Origin of the sequence: Nostoc sp. (genome assembly GCF_036917755.1) — a bacterium.
Classification (GTDB): Bacteria; Cyanobacteriota; Cyanobacteriia; order Cyanobacteriales; family Nostocaceae; genus Nostoc.
The window spans coordinates 1-15,364 of the sequence record NZ_JBALFC010000025.1 but is presented as its reverse complement, the minus strand read 5'-3'; the positions used below and the strand labels follow the sequence as shown (position 1 = coordinate 15,364).

Below are 15,364 nucleotides of genomic sequence, written 5' to 3'. Positions count from 1 at the left end.
CATCCCACAGCTGGTCTAGAAAATCTTTTTTGCGTTGTCTTCTCAAGAGAGTTAAAACCCAATTGCGCGTTCCCAAAATGCAAGGGGCAACTTTTCTTAACAATATTGTAACAGCCAACACAGATTTTTCCTGAATATTCATTAAAAAAGATGGGAAAAAAGCTTAAAAGCCTTTATCTATCAGGCTAATTCAGCAGATTGCAGGGTATAGATGGGTAGCAGGGTAGCAGGGGAGAAAGGGAGATAAGGGAGATAAGGGAGAGTGAGAATTTTAGATTTTAGATTTTAGATTTTGGATTAAAGAATTGAAATTTAATCCAAAATCGTCAATCCAAAATCCAAAATTGAATTGCCCCATGCCCCATGCCCAATGCCCAATGCCCAATGCCCAATGACTAATGACTAATGACTAATTGTGGTTTTCCCCAGAGGATGCTCTCCTGCTTGTAAATGGCAATTCCCGGTTTGGCTCCTTTGGGTTTGTAGACGTGTTTTAGCTGAGTGTAAACTACTGGCACTCGATCGCTCTGACGGGCGCGACTGTAGTAGGCGGCAAGATTCGCTACAAATTGCAAATCAGTTTCTTCTGCAACAGCACCCGGTTCTAGACGTAGTAACACATGGCTCCCTGGAATTTCTTGAGCGTGAAACCATAGGTCATAATCCCCAGCTACACGAAAGGTCAATTGGTCATTTTGGCGATTGTTACGACCAATTAATACTTCAAAGCCACCAGGGGTAACGTAACGATGAAAGTTGGTGCTAGGGACTTCGTTAGCGCTGCGGCTGCGGTATTCTGGATCTTCTAGATACTTTTGTCCAATCAACTCTTCGCGGATTTCTTCTAAAGCTCGCAAATCTTCTGCTGTTTGGTAGGTGTCTATCTGAATGATCGCAGCTTCTACTTGCTCTAAATACTCAATTTCTGTCTGTACTTCTAAGAGTAGCGGTTCGACAGCAGCACGGGCGCGTTTGAGCTTTTGGTGCTGTTTGTATAAACTTTGGGCATTTTGGACGGCATTTTTATCTGGCTGGAGAGCGATCGCTACTGGTAAATTTGTCTCAAAATCAGCAAGGATAATTTCTTTCATCCCCGGTTCCCAGTTTTGCAGGTGAGCCATCAATAAATCAGCTTTTTGGCGATACTCATCGGCTTGATCTGATTGCTGCAAGCGCGTCTTAAAGGTTTGAGCCTTATTCCGTAATTTCGTCAGAATATTATGCAATTTCTGACTCAACTGATGGCGTAATTGTGAAAATAACTGTTCGTTAATCTGGTTACTGTAGTAGCGGTTGAGTAACTCCTGAATATTTTTGACGTTTTCAACTACACCCCAACCCATTACGGTGTAACCATCTTTTGTCCAAGCGGGTTTAAACTTACTGGAATCCAAAGCTTGCAGCCATTCTTGCCAACGCTCAAACAGCCGTCGCCAATCGTCAGGGTTGAGGCTATCGGTGGATGTTTCTGGTGCGATATTTGCTTCTAGTAGCATTAACTCCAGTAATGCTGCACTCAAGCCACTATAACTTTTTAGCAATTGCCGCTTGATTGCTCCTGGGACTAAACTTACCCGTTCTTGCCAACGTTCTTGAGATTCGTTCAAACTAGGGACAGGCCCAGTAAGTTTCGGTGGTGTTTCATAAGGTTGTCCGGTTTGGATGGGACGAACACTAGATTGTTGCTGACTGACTTGATGGGCGGCGGTGATAATTATATTGCTGGCATCGGTGAGAATGACGTTGCTATACTTGCCCATGATTTCTGCATAGACATGATATAGGGCGCTTTCTCCGGGACGACGGGCAAATTGCAAATCAATAACCCGCTCCCAAGGTGCGATCGCTTCAATCGCCACCAGTGCCAAACCACCCAATTGGTGTATCAGTTGTTGGCTAAAGGTGAAGGTATCTGGCGATCGCGGTGGTGGATCACCAATACAAATATGTGCAGCTTGGGGATGCCAAGAAATTTGTAGCCAATCCCGTTGTTTCAGGGTGCGTAATGCTATGGCAATGGTGTAGCGATCGCGCTGATAAACCTGTTCTGTCCGCGAGGGCAGCCAGTTAGCGCGAATTTCGCTACAAGCAGCTGTGAGAGTGGTAAAGTCAACTGGTTGCAAAGCGATTACTTATTAACATTCAAAAGCATAGCGATCGCTATGCTTTTATTTTCGTTTAGTCAAAGCATAGCAGACCTCAACTATCATAGCGGTTACTTGGTTTGGTGATAGCTGCCAATAAAAAAACGCAGAAATATATCATCAGATAGACTTCTGCACTTGGGTGACAAATTACTTTTTTATACAGTCTGTTTTTGGTGTGGAGTTTTGCAAGCTCAAGCGATGCCTACGGCGGGCAACTCTTGGAGAGGCTACGCCAACGCCTACGCTGGCAAAGTTAAACCCAAAGTACTATCAGTATTTGCAGTATTTGTAACTGCTTTAATTTGATGCAAGAGAATTATTTAGCAATCAAAACTGCCTCTTTTGCTGTTGACTCCACTAATTCGGCTGTTGACTGCACTAATTCTACTGCTGACTCCACTAGTTCTTTTGCTGTTGATTGCACTAGTTCGGTTGTTGACTGCACTAGTTCTTTTGCTGTTGAGGCTACTGGTTGGGGCTGCAACAGTTGGGTGTAAAGTTCACTCAGTTGATTTGCTACGCCATCCCAACTAAACTTGCTTTCAACACGCTTTCTACCGGCTTTACCCAATTCGTCTCGCCACTCTGGATTTAAGAGAATTCGGTCAATGGCAGAGGCAAAGGCATCGACATCTTGTGATGCTGCCAATAAACCAGTTTCTTCATGAACCACAGTAAACTGAAGTCCGCCGACATCGCTAGCTACAACTGGGGTATTGCTTGCCATCGCTTCGATCGCCACGAGTCCAAAGGGTTCGTAGTGACTGGGAACAACGCAAACATCGGCAGCTGCGTAATAAGTTGGCAAAATATCTTGACTCAGACGACCGGCAAAAGTGGTAAAGTCGCTCATCCCCAATTCGTTGACGATTTGTTCAATGCGATCGCGCTCTATGCCGTCGCTGTTACCTGGAGTACTACCACCACCAATAATTAGCTGGAGATTGTTGGAGTCGCGTAGCCCAGACTCGTTGACTGCACGCACTAAGGTTTCTATACCTTTGCGTGAGTCAAAACGTCCTACATATAATACAACTTTCGCTTCTTTGTCAATACCCAATTCATCTCTGGCTGGTTCTCGTGCAATCGAACCAAATCGCTGAATATCTGTACCGCAGGGAATGATGTCGATATTCCCTTTGGTGGAAACTAGCGATCGCATATGTTCCTTTTCTTGCGGACTTGTCGCCACAATTCGCTCTGCTATTTCCAACACCTCTTTTTCCACTGCTAATCGCTGACTCGCAATCAGAGGAATATTTTCTTTTTCTATAGTGTTGTATTTGACTGCTCCTAAGGAGTGGTATGTGTGAACCTGTTTACTTCCTTGGATTTTCTTCAACTCCATTCCCACCCAACTAGAGAGCCAGTAGTTAGTGTGAACTAACTGGTATGTAAAGTCATTTTCTAGTTGAAATTTGAGGAAATTATCCACAAATTCTGGCAGATATTCAAAAATCTCATCTCGCGGCACAAAGTCAAGGGAACCAGCTTTTAAACGAATAGTTCGACAATTGTCGCTGTGTTCAACAATCGAGTCTTGCTCCAGACTCACCTTGCGGGTAAACATATCAACTTGCCATCCTAGCCGCGCTAGTGCTTCACCCACGTAGCGCACATAAACATTTTGTCCCCCAGCTTCTTCTTTCCCTATTTCAATCGCCGGGTCTCCGTGGACGGAAATCAAGGCAATACGTTTTTCGGTGGTAGAGTTCATAGTTTGTGTGTTGCTGATTTTAACAAAGTTTTAGGCTGTTTCCAGTTCGTGTCTAGCACACTTACTTGAATTGTTTAAGAACTTTGATTAATATTTATTTTAATTTAATATGTCTAAGATTTTTATATCTTCTGCCAGAAGTATGCTTTAAATTAAGTATTTGGATTTAATTTATTTAGATATAAAAAATTCTTCTAACTATCATATTTCATACTTTTGATAGATGAAAATTATATTTTTATCTAATTGATACAAATACAATTCCATAGATATAGCAATCCTATTTGATTTGCTGTCCACCTAGAGGCTCAGATCCCCGACTTATTCAATAAGTCGGGGATCTTTTTATTGGTAACTCCGGCACGGATTGTTGTAGATGCATTGGCGTGAATTCGACGAAATTAGAGTTGTAATTAAGGTATAATTTAAAACAAAAAAGCCGCTTAGTTTGTAGATTTAAGTTCAAACCAGTTACCACAGTCAACTCACCGCGTTGAGCTGACATTGTATTAAGCAGTAAGAATAAGTGTTAAATATTGATGCAAAATTGGGTACTTTCTGGAATTTGTTTCGGAAAGTTTCAGATTATATTTTCAATACATTAAGAAATTTCAGGAGCAAATCAGGTGTTTACTTCAACCTTACTCGCTGCTGCAACCACACCCCTGCAATGGAGTCCGACAGTTGGGCTGATTATAATTCTGGCTAATATCGTTGCCATTGCCTTTGGCAAATCTACCATCAAGTATCCCAATGCAGAACCAGCACTACCCTCAGCCAATTTCTTTGGTGGTTTTGGTTTACCAGCCCTTTTAGCAACTACCGCCTTTGGTCATATCTTAGGAGTGGGCACTGTTTTAGGGCTGCATAACCTGGGAAGAATTTAGGTTTTTACCCAAGTTAGCTTTTATTTGATGATTCTTTTGTCTCCAGCTTTGAGCCAGATAGTTAGTTCTCTGGCTCTTTTTTATCGTAAATTAAAGGGTTTAATACTATTTCACACAAACCCTGATACATATAGATTGCTCGTAGGGGCACAGCATTGCTGTGCCCCTAGCAACGTATTTGTATCATTATTAAAGTAAAACGGTATAAGCCCCCAACTCTTGGAGACGCACTCGCGTTCGTCTACACGTAGCTTCAGTTTCAGTCGGGATTTAAATAAGAGTCTGAAACTCTCTTCATCTTTTACTGGACTACCTCCCTAGAGAATCAAAATAACTTAGAGCTGCCCTACATAACTTAGAGCTTCCCCATTAGAGGAGAAATGTTGAGTTATGGAGTATGATGGGGCACTTTCTGGACTTCCTTGATCATTTGGCCAAATTTTCAAGTAGTAATCCTTGTTATCATCGCTAGACCATAATTCATAATGGTATTTACCTTGTATCCCGTTGCTTGTTAAGTAGTCAGCTAGTGCTGTATTTGATGTAGACAGAAAGCTAAATACAGCCAAAACAGGAATTACAGCTACTTTTAGGATCTGGATGAATTTCATGAATGCACAAAAAACTTATTTTTGAGATTTTCTTAAACATCTTATTTATAGCAATAGTACTTATATAAAATCATCTGTAATTATACCTGCTATAGATACGTATTTAGCCGTTAAGAGAGCGTAAGTAGGGCGTGTTTTCAAACTCGTTATATCCTGAAAAACTTACGAACAATCGACTCAAGCAATTTTGGCGTATTGCTAACCGACATGAAAAACTTGCTGTAAATTATACAGCTATGTTTGCGATCGCTTAGATTTTTTTGTGGTTGTAGTTTGAAAATTAAAAAGGCGGTTAGAAACCGCATCTACACATGCAAAACCCACCTTTCCTGCGGAACACCAAGGGCGAACGTGGGTTATAAAACAATACGGTTTAATTAACGCCAAAAACCTTAAACTGCGTAGGTTGGGGGAGAGGTTCTTCCAGGATTACTGAATTTGTGTTCTAGTACTTTGTCAAACTCTCAACCAGCAATGAAAATTTCTTGTCCCGACTCCCCATTCTCTATTTTCAAGGCAGGTATACTGTTTGATCAATGCTCAAACAAATCCTTAAATTGCAACAAATCTAAGGAAACTATTGTTGGCAGAAATTCAAAACATTCTTGAGCAATTTCCCAACGTTCTTCTCGTTTGAGCATTGCTATTAGCTTCTGCTGCACACTAAGTAAGTAGCGCACATCATTAGCAGCATAACTTAGTTGAGCTTCAGATAAACTAGCGGCGTTACCCCAATCAGAACTTTGAGAGCTTTTATCCAGTTCCACTTGCTCTAACTCTTGCACCACATCTTTGAGTCCGTGGCGATTTGTGTAAGTACGGGCTAATTTACTAGCAATTTTGGTGCAAAAAACAGGGACAACCTGAATCCCCAGATTGGCTCGTAAAGTAGCAAGGTCAAAGCGAGCGAAGTGAAACACTTTTATGACATTCACCGCTTCCAAGAGTTTTTTTAAGTTGGGGGCGTTAGCTTGTCCTTTAGCTATGCGAATTACAGTCACTTTCCCTTCGAGGTTGCACAGCTGGACGAGACACAAGCGATCGCGCAGTGGCAATAATCCCATCGTTTCTGTATCAACTGCGATCGCTGTAGATTCTAAATACTGGCTAAGGGCTGCATCACTGAGATCGCGATCGCTCACCTGAAAATCTTGTAATGTCATGAATTTTTCAAAAATAATAGCAGTGTCCAGCAAACAAAAGTCTTGTTAGACACTACATTATTATTGTGCAAAAACATCACCAAATAAATCTACCTAGTGTGAAAGAAAAGTTGTGTCAGGTAGACTTCGCCTTGATTATTAGTAGCAACACCAATTCCAGTCAGGTTGTAATTTCCTTTAAGATTCTTTAGATGTCCGGGACTGTTTATCCAACCAGTAACAGCTTCCTCCACTGGGTTGCTATATCCCCGGTTGAAAGCAACATTTTCCGCCGCACTGTTGTAGCGAAGAGGGATAGCTTTGACTCGCCCTTCAAATCCCTGATGGCTAAATGGGATTTTACCTTTAGCCATATTTTGACTATGAATTCTTGCCTGTCGAGTGATATTTGCATTTAGCTTCAACTTTGGCAGTCCTTTAGAAGCCCGATATCGATTAATTTCGTCAAAAACTGATTTTTCTAGCTCCGTAGTTTTAAAAGTAGGAGTCGATATTGCAACCTGACTCGAAAAAAGCGACAACAGCTTATTACGGGTGGATGTATTCGTAGAAGGATAATTTGGTATCGGAACAGTCGTTAATCCACTAGCAAGGACAAGCGCACTTAAAGCGATGCCAAAAGCAGTTTGTCGGAACATGGAGAATTGCGTAATGTGTAGAGATATAAGACTTCTACTCTACCCTATTGTTCCAACGATATATACCACGATCCTATTAAGGATTGATGAATTTCGGCAATCTGGCTAAATCCTTGTACGGCAAGTACAAACAATCATTTCCAATTGTCAATACTTCAATAGGTCAGCTTCATGAAATCACGGTTATTTTGGCTGATAATTTCAGATTTTCATGAATTACTAAAAAAATAATGTCGTATTCAATAGACAAATGTCATTTAAACTACATTATCAAACAGAATTCAGAATTCAGGAGTCAGAATTCTGAAGTAAAACAGGCTTTATACCTGGGTTTGAGACGAATCGTTATGTACTTCACTTTCCTTGAAATTTGCTGTATCAGCGAAGGAAAATTTGTGTGAAGTAGATTTCGCGTCCATCCTTGCTAGCGACACCAATCCCCGTCTTATCATAGTTACCTCTGATATTGGCTAGATGCCCTGGACTTTTGAGCCATCCTTGAACAGCTATTGTGGCAGGGTTAGTATATCCCCCGTTGGAAGCGACATTTTCACCAGCTGCTCTGTAGGAAATACCGATTGCGTTAATACGTTCTGGAAATCCCGTATGTCCAAAGGGAACTTTACCACTAGCCATATCCTGACTGTGAATCCTGGCTTGATTATCGATTTTAGAATTACGACTCAGCTTTGGTAGCCCTTGAGAAGCTCTGTAGTCATTGATTTGATTGAAAACCAACCCTTCTAAACTAGCAGTGTTGACGCTAGATGCTGCGATATAAACAGTATTACTTAATACCTGTGAAGATTCTGGCGTAGAAGTTTGATTTGTTACAGAAGTAGCGATCGCTCCGCTACTGAGAAGAATAGTGCCTAAAGCAACGGAGTAGATTGTTGTCTTTATCATTTGCTGAAAGTAAAGTTGCAGACAATCTAACTAAAATAATCTCAGTATGACAAATTGATTATATGTCTATATATTTCTATTTATGGCGTTTTATGTTCAAAAATTACTAGCAAACGTTTGAATCCACGATCTTACGAGAGAATTTTGCTGTTTACAAAACATTGGACTCCTTACCATCATCTTGTGAGATTTTCAAACAATGTTATTTTTAGAAACTAGTGATTACACTTAAATTATCAGTAAGCTGTAGGTATGAAGTTAACTATTAATATTAAAATTATGGGATAATAATATCAGATTATACGTAAGTATTACCTGCCCAAAATTATGTTTAGACCCAGATTTTCAGTAATTTATTAAGTGGTGTTACTTATCTAAAGATAGTAAATAATCTTACTAACATAAGTCCCATACAATTAGGATCACAAAAATTTGCCTCTACCTATTCGGGATAGGTAAAGACAAGATGACTTTTATCAATTAGTAACTGTACTTAAATTTTAATCAAACATAAGTATAAACGAAACTTTTATACTGACTCTTGAGGGTAAGTATGAACGATACTTTCTCTCCGTTTAAAAACGCTAGGATTTTACGCAAAGGTGTACTTAGCGTGTTGGAATTATTGATTGCTTTTTCCCGAAAATTTGATGTATTTTTATGTATATTTAGGCGTTATTTAAGAGCTTGGCTACCGTTTGTACATCCTTATCGCCGCGTCCAGAGCAATTAATTACAATCCGGGGACTGTCGGTTAGTTCGGGACATAGGGTTTCGAGGTAAGCGATCGCATGGGCTGTTTCTAATGCCGGGATAATTCCTTCCAATTTCGACAATCGCTGGAATGCTGCTAAAGCTTCTGCATCCGTCACACTATAGTATTCGGCGCGGCCAATATCCTTCAAATAGCTATGTTCTGGACCCACACCGGGATAATCTAACCCCGCACTAATTGAGTGTGCCTCAATGATTTGCCCATCCTCATCTTGCAGTAGATAGCTCATTGCTCCGTGCAATACACCAACTCGTCCTTTTGTCAATGTTGCTGCGTGTTTTTCGGTATTGACACCTTCTCCGGCTGCCTCAACCCCAATTAAGCGTATAGAAGACTCATTAATAAACTCATAGAATAGTCCCATAGCATTGGAACCACCGCCCACACAAGCCAAGAGAATATCAGGCAATACACCCCACTTTTCCATTGCTTGGGCGCGAGTTTCTTCGCCGATAACTGCATGGAAATCACGTACCATCATCGGGTAAGGATGGGGTCCAGCTACCGAACCCAGAATGTAGTGAGTCGTTTCCACATTTGTCACCCAATCCCGGATTGCTTCGGAAGTGGCATCCTTTAAAGTTCCCGTTCCCGCCTCCACTGGACGCACTTCTGCCCCCATCAACTTCATTCTGAACACATTCAAAGCTTGGCGTTCCATGTCATGAACGCCCATGTAAATTACGCATTCCAGCCCAAAACGAGCGCAAACTGTAGCTGTGGCAACTCCATGTTGTCCAGCACCCGTTTCGGCAATAATCCGTTGTTTGCCCATGCGTTTCGCCAACAATACCTGACCGAGGGCATTATTAATTTTGTGAGCGCCAGTATGATTTAAATCCTCGCGCTTTAAATAAATTTGCGGACCCGTGCGATCGGGTCGGGCATAATGAGCAGTCAAGCGTTCAGCGAAATACAATGGTGTGGCACGTCCTACATAGTCCCGTAACAACTCCTGTAGTTCTGCTTGAAAACCAGGGTCATTACGGTATTGCTGATAAGCTGTTTCTAGTTCAGTAAGAGCAGGCATCAGCGTTTCAGGTACATACTTACCGCCAAAGCGTCCAAAGCGACCTAGCGTATCGGGAACCTGAGCAGTTGAACTTGGAGACAGGGGAGTGGTAGTCACGAGTTGATTTTGATGACGGGAATGACTTAATTATTATATAGCGGTTCTCAATTGCATGGAATACAGACCACTCGTAGGGGCACAGTATTGCTGTGCCCTTACCATGTATTGCATCCAAACGAGAACTGCTATAGAAAGTCTGAGGCACATCTGGGGACTGGGAACTAAATTTTTCGTTAAGGCCCCATGCCCAATTACTTTGAATCGTTTGCAATGGATTTGTGATGTTAGCCTAGAAATTGATATCCCAGCAGAATGGTTGCGTAGAAGTTTCCACTGCCTTTGAAATTTTTCTTAAAGATTCATTTTATGTCTTCTTCCAATCCCAAATCTTCTGATAAAGGCTTTGTCTACCGCGAATTTGGCAACGACAACCCCGCCGCCACAGAAAGACCAATTCCAGAACTGCCCCCACAACAACAAAATCTCAAAGTACAAGCTTCCCGCAAAGGACGCAAAGGCAAAACCGTCACAGTGATTAGCGGTTTTCAAGGCAAAGCGGAAACCTTGGCCGATTTGGTGAAGCAGTTGAAAACCCAGTGTGGGACAGGTGGGACAGTTAAAGACAACGAAATTGAAATTCAGGGCGAACACAAGCAGAAAATTGTCGAGATTTTGATCAAGCTAGGTTATAAAGCTAAAATTAGCGGTGGCTAATCTTGAGTGCGGTTTACCGCATCTTAGCCGTGACTTCGATTGAGAGAAGAAATGTTATCTTTGAAAAGTCCAAATATGCTTGACCAGTGGTGAATTACTTCGCCAACAAGCTATTTTTATGAGATTAACAGGAGGTTCAAATGGATTTAGTTCGTCTTCTGTGTGCCATTTTCTTACCGCCTTTGGGAGTTTTTTTGCAAGTAGGTTTTGGTATAGACTTTTGGATTAATATACTTTTGACGCTTTTTGGTTACATTCCTGGGATTATTCATGCAGTATGGATAATTTATAAGAAATAATTCTTTGTAGGGGTAGGTTGAGTGTACCAATCTCGGCGTTAATGATTCTGAGTAATATTTGCATAGAGGCAATTCCTGAATTGCCTCTACGAAAAGAGTTATGAATTAGATATCTGCAACTTCTAATTGGACAAAAATATAAAAAAATAATTTATAACTTTGACGTAAAATTTACAAGAGTGTGGTGAAAAACAACTATTTATTTTATTTCACTTCAAATAAACGTTGTAAAGGCATGATTGATCACCTCTCAAATGTATATTTTTGTGTGGCGGTAAATACCGAATTAACTCTCATTTTTTAACATGGCGTAGAGCCTAAACTCTAGAAGCAAAGGGCAGATGTGCAATTGCCATTGCACAGTTGAAACGTTCAAATCTTTAATCAATCCAGTGCGTATATCTAGTACCCAGCCATGAACCATAGGCGCTTTTCGTTCATAGAGTACCTGACGCATGATGGAAGTTTGGTAAAGATTTTTTACTTGCGCCACAACATTGATTTCCGCCAAACGATTCAGACGTTCTTCTCTTGTTGGCAAGGCATCAATTTCTTCTTGTTTCTGTAAATATAGTTCCCGAATCGGATTTACCCAGTTATCAAGAATTCCGATGGTTCTCCCTTCTAAAGCCGCCTTAATTCCTCCACAATCGTAGTGACCACAAACGATAATATGTTCCACCCCAAGATGTAAAATTGCATATTCTAAAACGGCTAAAAAGTTAATATCCGTCAGAGAAACTTGATTGGCAATATTACGATGTACAAATAACTCTCCTGGTTCAGTACGGGTAAAGCTTGTTAATGCTAGACGACTATCAGAACACCCGATGTATAGAAAAGGTGGTGTTTGTCCGTTAGATAATTCTTGGAAGTAAGTTGGGTCTAGAGTCAGTTTCTCGGCAACCCAAGCCTGATTATTCCTGAAGAGTTCATCGATGCTGTTATATTTCATCTTTCGTCAAATTCGAGAGAGAATATGATCAATATTTTAGCTGATCTACAGTTTCCTCTAAATCAATATGAACTTTTTCAGGGCTAAAATTTTATCAAGATGACAATTTTTTTCTCCAGCATTAATATAATTATTGTATAAATTGTCAAAATTCTGTAACCAGAATCATTTTAAGTCACACCCCAAACTGTGCATTTTAGTCAAGAAAATGCGGCGGAATTTTTAACTACTGACCACTTCAATAAACTTTCTGATGATAGTAAGCTAACTTAACAAAGATCCCAAATGTGAGGTTTAGATATTACGTTATCAGCTTCAATCAGGGGCAACAACTTTGCTATCGTGATGATGGTTGATCGACCAACGGTGATCAATAGTTACAGAGGAAAACTCGCAAATTTCTTCTAGTCGCTTTTGCTGCACAGCAGCTTTACGGAGAGTAATAATTAGCTGATTCACCTGATGCCGTAAATCTGGATTATCATTTACCGCTAACATGGTTTGTCTTTCTAAAAGTTGAAGTATAAGTTCGTAGTGAATAGGTGAAGGTAGAGGAATTTGCTCCATGAAGTTAAATTTTGATTTCATATTTGGGATTTTGTATTAGTCAGAGTTTGTCTCTTGTTAATAAATTGTTACATAAGAAATAACTAGTTGCTTATGGCTTTTATTTGATTAAAAATGAAGATTTGGCAAAGATATTGATGATAACTTAACAGCAAAGTGCTGCGTATCTACACATAGTGTGCCTGTTCGTCTATTGTGTGCAGTTAGTTGCCCTGCGCTAAGGGGCGCAGGGACGGTGTTGCTTTCAGAAATTCGTCGGCAAGATCCGGCCGATCGCAGCGCCGGGATCTGGTTGTTTTACCAAAGATTCTCCAATGAGTACAGCAGATGCACCTGCTGTTAGCACCAAACTCAAATCCTCTGGGTTGTGTAGTCCTGACTCGCTGACAACAAGGATGTTTTTTTCCTGCAATTGGCTACCCCTTGCAGCTAAGAGTTCGCAAGTAGTTTGCAGATCAACAGAGAAATCTTCCAAATTGCGATTATTGATTCCTACCAAGGAGACTCCATCTAAGGCTAACACACGGTCAAGTTCTGCCAAACTATGGACTTCAATCAAGGCTGCCATTTTCAGTTTGTGAGCAATTTTCAGGAAGTATTTCAAATCTTGATCGCCCAGGATAGCTGCAATCAACAAAATTGCATCTGCACCCTTAATCCGCGCCAAGTATATCTGGTAAGCATAAATGATAAACTCTTTGCACAGTAGCGGCAAATCTACGGCAGCCCGAATCTTAGCTAAGTTGTCAAAACTGCCTTGAAAGAACTTGACATCTGTCAACACAGAAAGACAACTGGCATTGGCTTGCTGATAAGAAAGAGCGATCGCTACTGGGTCAAAATCTGCTCGTAAAACACCTTTACTTGGTGAAGCTTTTTTAACTTCGGCAATCAACGCTGGCTTAGTCTTACCTTGGCGCAAGGCGGCTATAAAATCACGGGTTGGCGGTGCAGTTAGTACCTGCTTGACCAATTCCTGCAAAGGAACCTTTTCCCGCATTTGGTCATATTCTACTTCTTTCTGCCAGACAATTTCCTCCAAGATGTTGTTTGGCGCTGCATCAGGCACGGCAGCCTGATAACGTAATATGGACACATTAATAGCTGGGTTAGGTGAACGACGACGAATTTGCATAATTAGTTATTGGGCATTGGGCATTGGGCATTGGGCATTGGGCATTGGGCATTGGGCATTGGGCATTGGGCATTGGGCATTGGGAATAACCTATACCCCATACCCCATGCCCCATTCCCCAATGACTAAATTGCGATCGCTCGTTTATAAGCTTCGTCCAAGACTTCCGAAAGTGTCGGGTGGGCGTGAACTAGATGTGCCAAGCTTTGCACAGATTGACGGTTTGCGATCGCGGCTGACGCTTCATGAATTAAGTCTGAGGCGTGCAGTCCGAAAATATGAACGCCCAAGACTTCTCCGGTGTCTTTGCGATATATCACTTTGGCAATCCCGTCGGCTTCATTTTCTGCCAATGCTTTGGAATTTCCTTTGAAGTAACTCTTACTGGTGGCGATTTCAAACCCTTCGGCTTGTCCCAACTCCTTGGCTGCGGTTTCTGTTAAGCCCACATAGCTAATTTCTGGATGGGTAAACGCCGCAGCCGGGATGCTGCGATAGTCTACTATTCTTTCCCTCCCAACTATATTTTCTACCGCAATGATGCCTTGAGCAGAAGCCGCATGCGCCAACATCATCTTTCCATTAGCGTCGCCAATTGCCCACAAATGCGGCACTACTTCACCTGCTGATAATACTGCCATGCGATCGTCAACTGGGATAAAGTTCCGCCGATCAACTTCCACACCCACAGACTCTAAACCGAGATTTTTAGTCGCCGGGATGCGTCCAGTAGCTACCAAGCAAGCATCTACTTCAATGACATCTACATCTTCTTTGGTTTTGAAATCTGCTAACTCAATTACCACAGGTGAACCGGGAATGACTTTTTTGGCGTATATCCCTACTTTCGTTTCAATATCGCGGGGAGTAATCAGCACTCGTTCGGCGAGTTTAGCAATATCGCGGTCAAATCCTGGCATTAACTGATCTAGGGCTTCAATCATGGTGATTTCACAACCCAAAGCGGAGTAAATATCAGAAAATTCCAAGCCGATGTAACCACTGCCAATAATCGCCACCCAGTCTGGTAACGACTCTAACTTGACACCTTGATCGCTGGTAAAGACAGTTTTGCCGTCTACTTCAATCCCTGGAGGCACAAAAGGAATTGAACCAGGGGAAAGGATGATGTCTTTGGCTGTGATGATTTTTTCACCGCCATCTCCGGTAATGGCGACTTTTTGCGCCCCAGCGATTTTTCCCCAACCCCTGATGATATCGACTTTTAGACGTTTGAGGCTGTTAGTTAAATCGCCTTGAATTTTCGAGACAAGATTGGTAGCATGATTAGCGATCGCTTGACGATCGAATTCCACGCTACCAATTTGAATTCCCAGTGACTTCAGGTGGTGGGCATTGTGTAACTCCCGCACACGTCCAGATGCTGCCAGCAGTGCCTTAGAAGGAATACAGCCCCGATTAACACAGGTTCCTCCCATATCAGCAGCTTCAATAATCGCTGTCTTCAGACCGCAACTCACGGCGTGTAAGGCTGCGCCATGTCCGCCTACACCAGCGCCGATAATTACTAAATCGTAATCAAATCCTTGACTCACGTTAGTTTCCCCGTGTGCTTCGTCTATTTATTCTCAACTTGACCGACAATCAGCGCAACCCCTTTAAGGTTCCGGTATTGCTAACTGAAATTATGATTCACGCATGAATAGCCCAAAGATGGATATTTTCAGTAATTATAGTCGTGCGATTCGTTGATTAGTGAATCACGGTACACAGCCCGTAAATAACTAATCCAGCCCGACAGCAGATTACTGTCACCA

At 41.7% G+C, this 15,364-nt stretch carries 14 protein-coding genes; 3 read left to right on the top strand and 11 right to left on the bottom strand.

The features are described 5' to 3' along the window. Nucleotides 1-395 precede the first annotated feature (395 nt). Complete coding sequence (locus V7L05_RS08090) at nt 396-2,123, bottom strand: Rqc2 family fibronectin-binding protein (protein ID WP_335163485.1); 1,728 nt, start codon at nt 2,121-2,123, stop codon at nt 396-398. A gap of 340 nt (nt 2,124-2,463) precedes the next feature. Further along, the gene (locus tag V7L05_RS08085) at nt 2,464-3,864 is read right to left on the bottom strand and encodes a glycosyltransferase family 4 protein (RefSeq protein ID WP_335163483.1); all 1,401 of its coding nucleotides are present in this window, start codon (nt 3,862-3,864) and stop codon (nt 2,464-2,466) included. Between the two features lie 626 nt (nt 3,865-4,490). Between V7L05_RS08085 and psaK the strand changes: the two genes are divergently transcribed. Further along, nucleotides 4,491-4,751 carry a photosystem I reaction center subunit PsaK gene (gene psaK / locus V7L05_RS08080; protein ID WP_335163481.1) on the top strand — a complete coding sequence of 87 codons (261 nt, stop codon included), beginning with the start codon at nt 4,491-4,493 and terminating at the stop codon, nt 4,749-4,751. A gap of 1,144 nt (nt 4,752-5,895) precedes the next feature. Here the strand turns inward: psaK and V7L05_RS08075 are convergent. From V7L05_RS08075 to trpB, 4 genes are all read right to left on the bottom strand, one after another. Next, on the bottom strand, nt 5,896-6,525 hold the full coding sequence (locus tag V7L05_RS08075; protein ID WP_335163479.1) for a ribonuclease H-like domain-containing protein: 630 nt from the start codon (nt 6,523-6,525) through the stop codon (nt 5,896-5,898). Between the two features lie 89 nt (nt 6,526-6,614). After that, nucleotides 6,615-7,163, bottom strand: a complete 549-nt coding sequence (locus V7L05_RS08070) for a CAP domain-containing protein (protein ID WP_335163477.1) — start codon at nt 7,161-7,163, stop codon at nt 6,615-6,617. Between the two features lie 378 nt (nt 7,164-7,541). After that, nucleotides 7,542-8,069 carry a CAP domain-containing protein gene (locus tag V7L05_RS08065; RefSeq protein WP_335163475.1) on the bottom strand — a complete coding sequence of 176 codons (528 nt, stop codon included), beginning with the start codon at nt 8,067-8,069 and terminating at the stop codon, nt 7,542-7,544. A 668-nt stretch (nt 8,070-8,737) separates the two neighbouring features. Next, on the bottom strand, nt 8,738-9,973 hold the full coding sequence (gene trpB, locus V7L05_RS08060) for a tryptophan synthase subunit beta (RefSeq protein ID WP_335163473.1): 1,236 nt from the start codon (nt 9,971-9,973) through the stop codon (nt 8,738-8,740). A gap of 309 nt (nt 9,974-10,282) precedes the next feature. On the opposite strand from trpB, the gene V7L05_RS08055 reads away from it, so the two are divergent. Together V7L05_RS08055 and V7L05_RS08050 are read left to right on the top strand one after the other, a co-directional pair. Next, a complete protein-coding gene (locus tag V7L05_RS08055; protein WP_335163471.1) occupies nt 10,283-10,630 on the top strand; it encodes a translation initiation factor in 348 nt (115 codons plus the stop codon). A 140-nt stretch (nt 10,631-10,770) separates the two neighbouring features. Next, nucleotides 10,771-10,929 carry a YqaE/Pmp3 family membrane protein gene (locus V7L05_RS08050; RefSeq protein ID WP_334972139.1) on the top strand — a complete coding sequence of 53 codons (159 nt, stop codon included), beginning with the start codon at nt 10,771-10,773 and terminating at the stop codon, nt 10,927-10,929. Nucleotides 10,930-11,215: 286 nt separating this feature from the next. Here V7L05_RS08050 and V7L05_RS08045 read toward each other — a convergent pair whose 3' ends face one another. The 5 genes from V7L05_RS08045 to lpdA all read right to left on the bottom strand — a co-directional run bounded on the left by V7L05_RS08045 (nt 11,216) and on the right by lpdA (nt 15,142). Next, nucleotides 11,216-11,884 carry a carbonic anhydrase gene (locus V7L05_RS08045; protein ID WP_335163469.1) on the bottom strand — a complete coding sequence of 223 codons (669 nt, stop codon included), beginning with the start codon at nt 11,882-11,884 and terminating at the stop codon, nt 11,216-11,218. A 315-nt stretch (nt 11,885-12,199) separates the two neighbouring features. Then, the gene (locus V7L05_RS08040; RefSeq protein WP_292761636.1) at nt 12,200-12,451 is read right to left on the bottom strand and encodes a DUF5340 domain-containing protein; all 252 of its coding nucleotides are present in this window, start codon (nt 12,449-12,451) and stop codon (nt 12,200-12,202) included. A gap of 244 nt (nt 12,452-12,695) precedes the next feature. Next, nucleotides 12,696-13,586 (bottom strand): indole-3-glycerol phosphate synthase TrpC, encoded by an 891-nt coding sequence (trpC, locus tag V7L05_RS08035; RefSeq protein ID WP_335163467.1) that lies wholly within the window; start codon nt 13,584-13,586, stop codon nt 12,696-12,698. Next, the gene (locus V7L05_RS08030; RefSeq protein WP_335163465.1) at nt 13,561-13,701 is read right to left on the bottom strand and encodes a hypothetical protein; all 141 of its coding nucleotides are present in this window, start codon (nt 13,699-13,701) and stop codon (nt 13,561-13,563) included. The genes trpC and V7L05_RS08030 overlap by 26 nt, the downstream gene beginning before the upstream one ends. A 10-nt stretch (nt 13,702-13,711) precedes the next feature. After that, complete coding sequence (gene lpdA, locus V7L05_RS08025) at nt 13,712-15,142, bottom strand: dihydrolipoyl dehydrogenase (protein ID WP_335163463.1); 1,431 nt, start codon at nt 15,140-15,142, stop codon at nt 13,712-13,714. Nucleotides 15,143-15,364 lie beyond the last annotated feature (222 nt).

Bases quoted from the DNA above. Each gene is read 5' to 3' on its own strand.
- V7L05_RS08085 (WP_335163483.1), bottom strand. From the start codon at position 3,864: ATGAACTCTACCACCGAAAAACGTATTGCCTTGATTTCCGTCCACGGA.
- V7L05_RS08075 (WP_335163479.1), bottom strand. From the start codon at position 6,525: ATGACATTACAAGATTTTCAGGTGAGCGATCGCGATCTCAGTGATGCA.
- V7L05_RS08070 (WP_335163477.1), bottom strand. From the start codon at position 7,163: ATGTTCCGACAAACTGCTTTTGGCATCGCTTTAAGTGCGCTTGTCCTT.
- V7L05_RS08065 (WP_335163475.1), bottom strand. From the start codon at position 8,069: ATGATAAAGACAACAATCTACTCCGTTGCTTTAGGCACTATTCTTCTC.
- V7L05_RS08055 (WP_335163471.1), top strand. From the start codon at position 10,283: ATGTCTTCTTCCAATCCCAAATCTTCTGATAAAGGCTTTGTCTACCGC.
- V7L05_RS08050 (WP_334972139.1), top strand. From the start codon at position 10,771: ATGGATTTAGTTCGTCTTCTGTGTGCCATTTTCTTACCGCCTTTGGGA.
- V7L05_RS08045 (WP_335163469.1), bottom strand. From the start codon at position 11,884: ATGAAATATAACAGCATCGATGAACTCTTCAGGAATAATCAGGCTTGG.
- V7L05_RS08040 (WP_292761636.1), bottom strand. From the start codon at position 12,451: ATGGAGCAAATTCCTCTACCTTCACCTATTCACTACGAACTTATACTT.
- trpC (WP_335163467.1), bottom strand. From the start codon at position 13,586: ATGCAAATTCGTCGTCGTTCACCTAACCCAGCTATTAATGTGTCCATA.
- V7L05_RS08030 (WP_335163465.1), bottom strand. From the start codon at position 13,701: ATGGGGCATGGGGTATGGGGTATAGGTTATTCCCAATGCCCAATGCCC.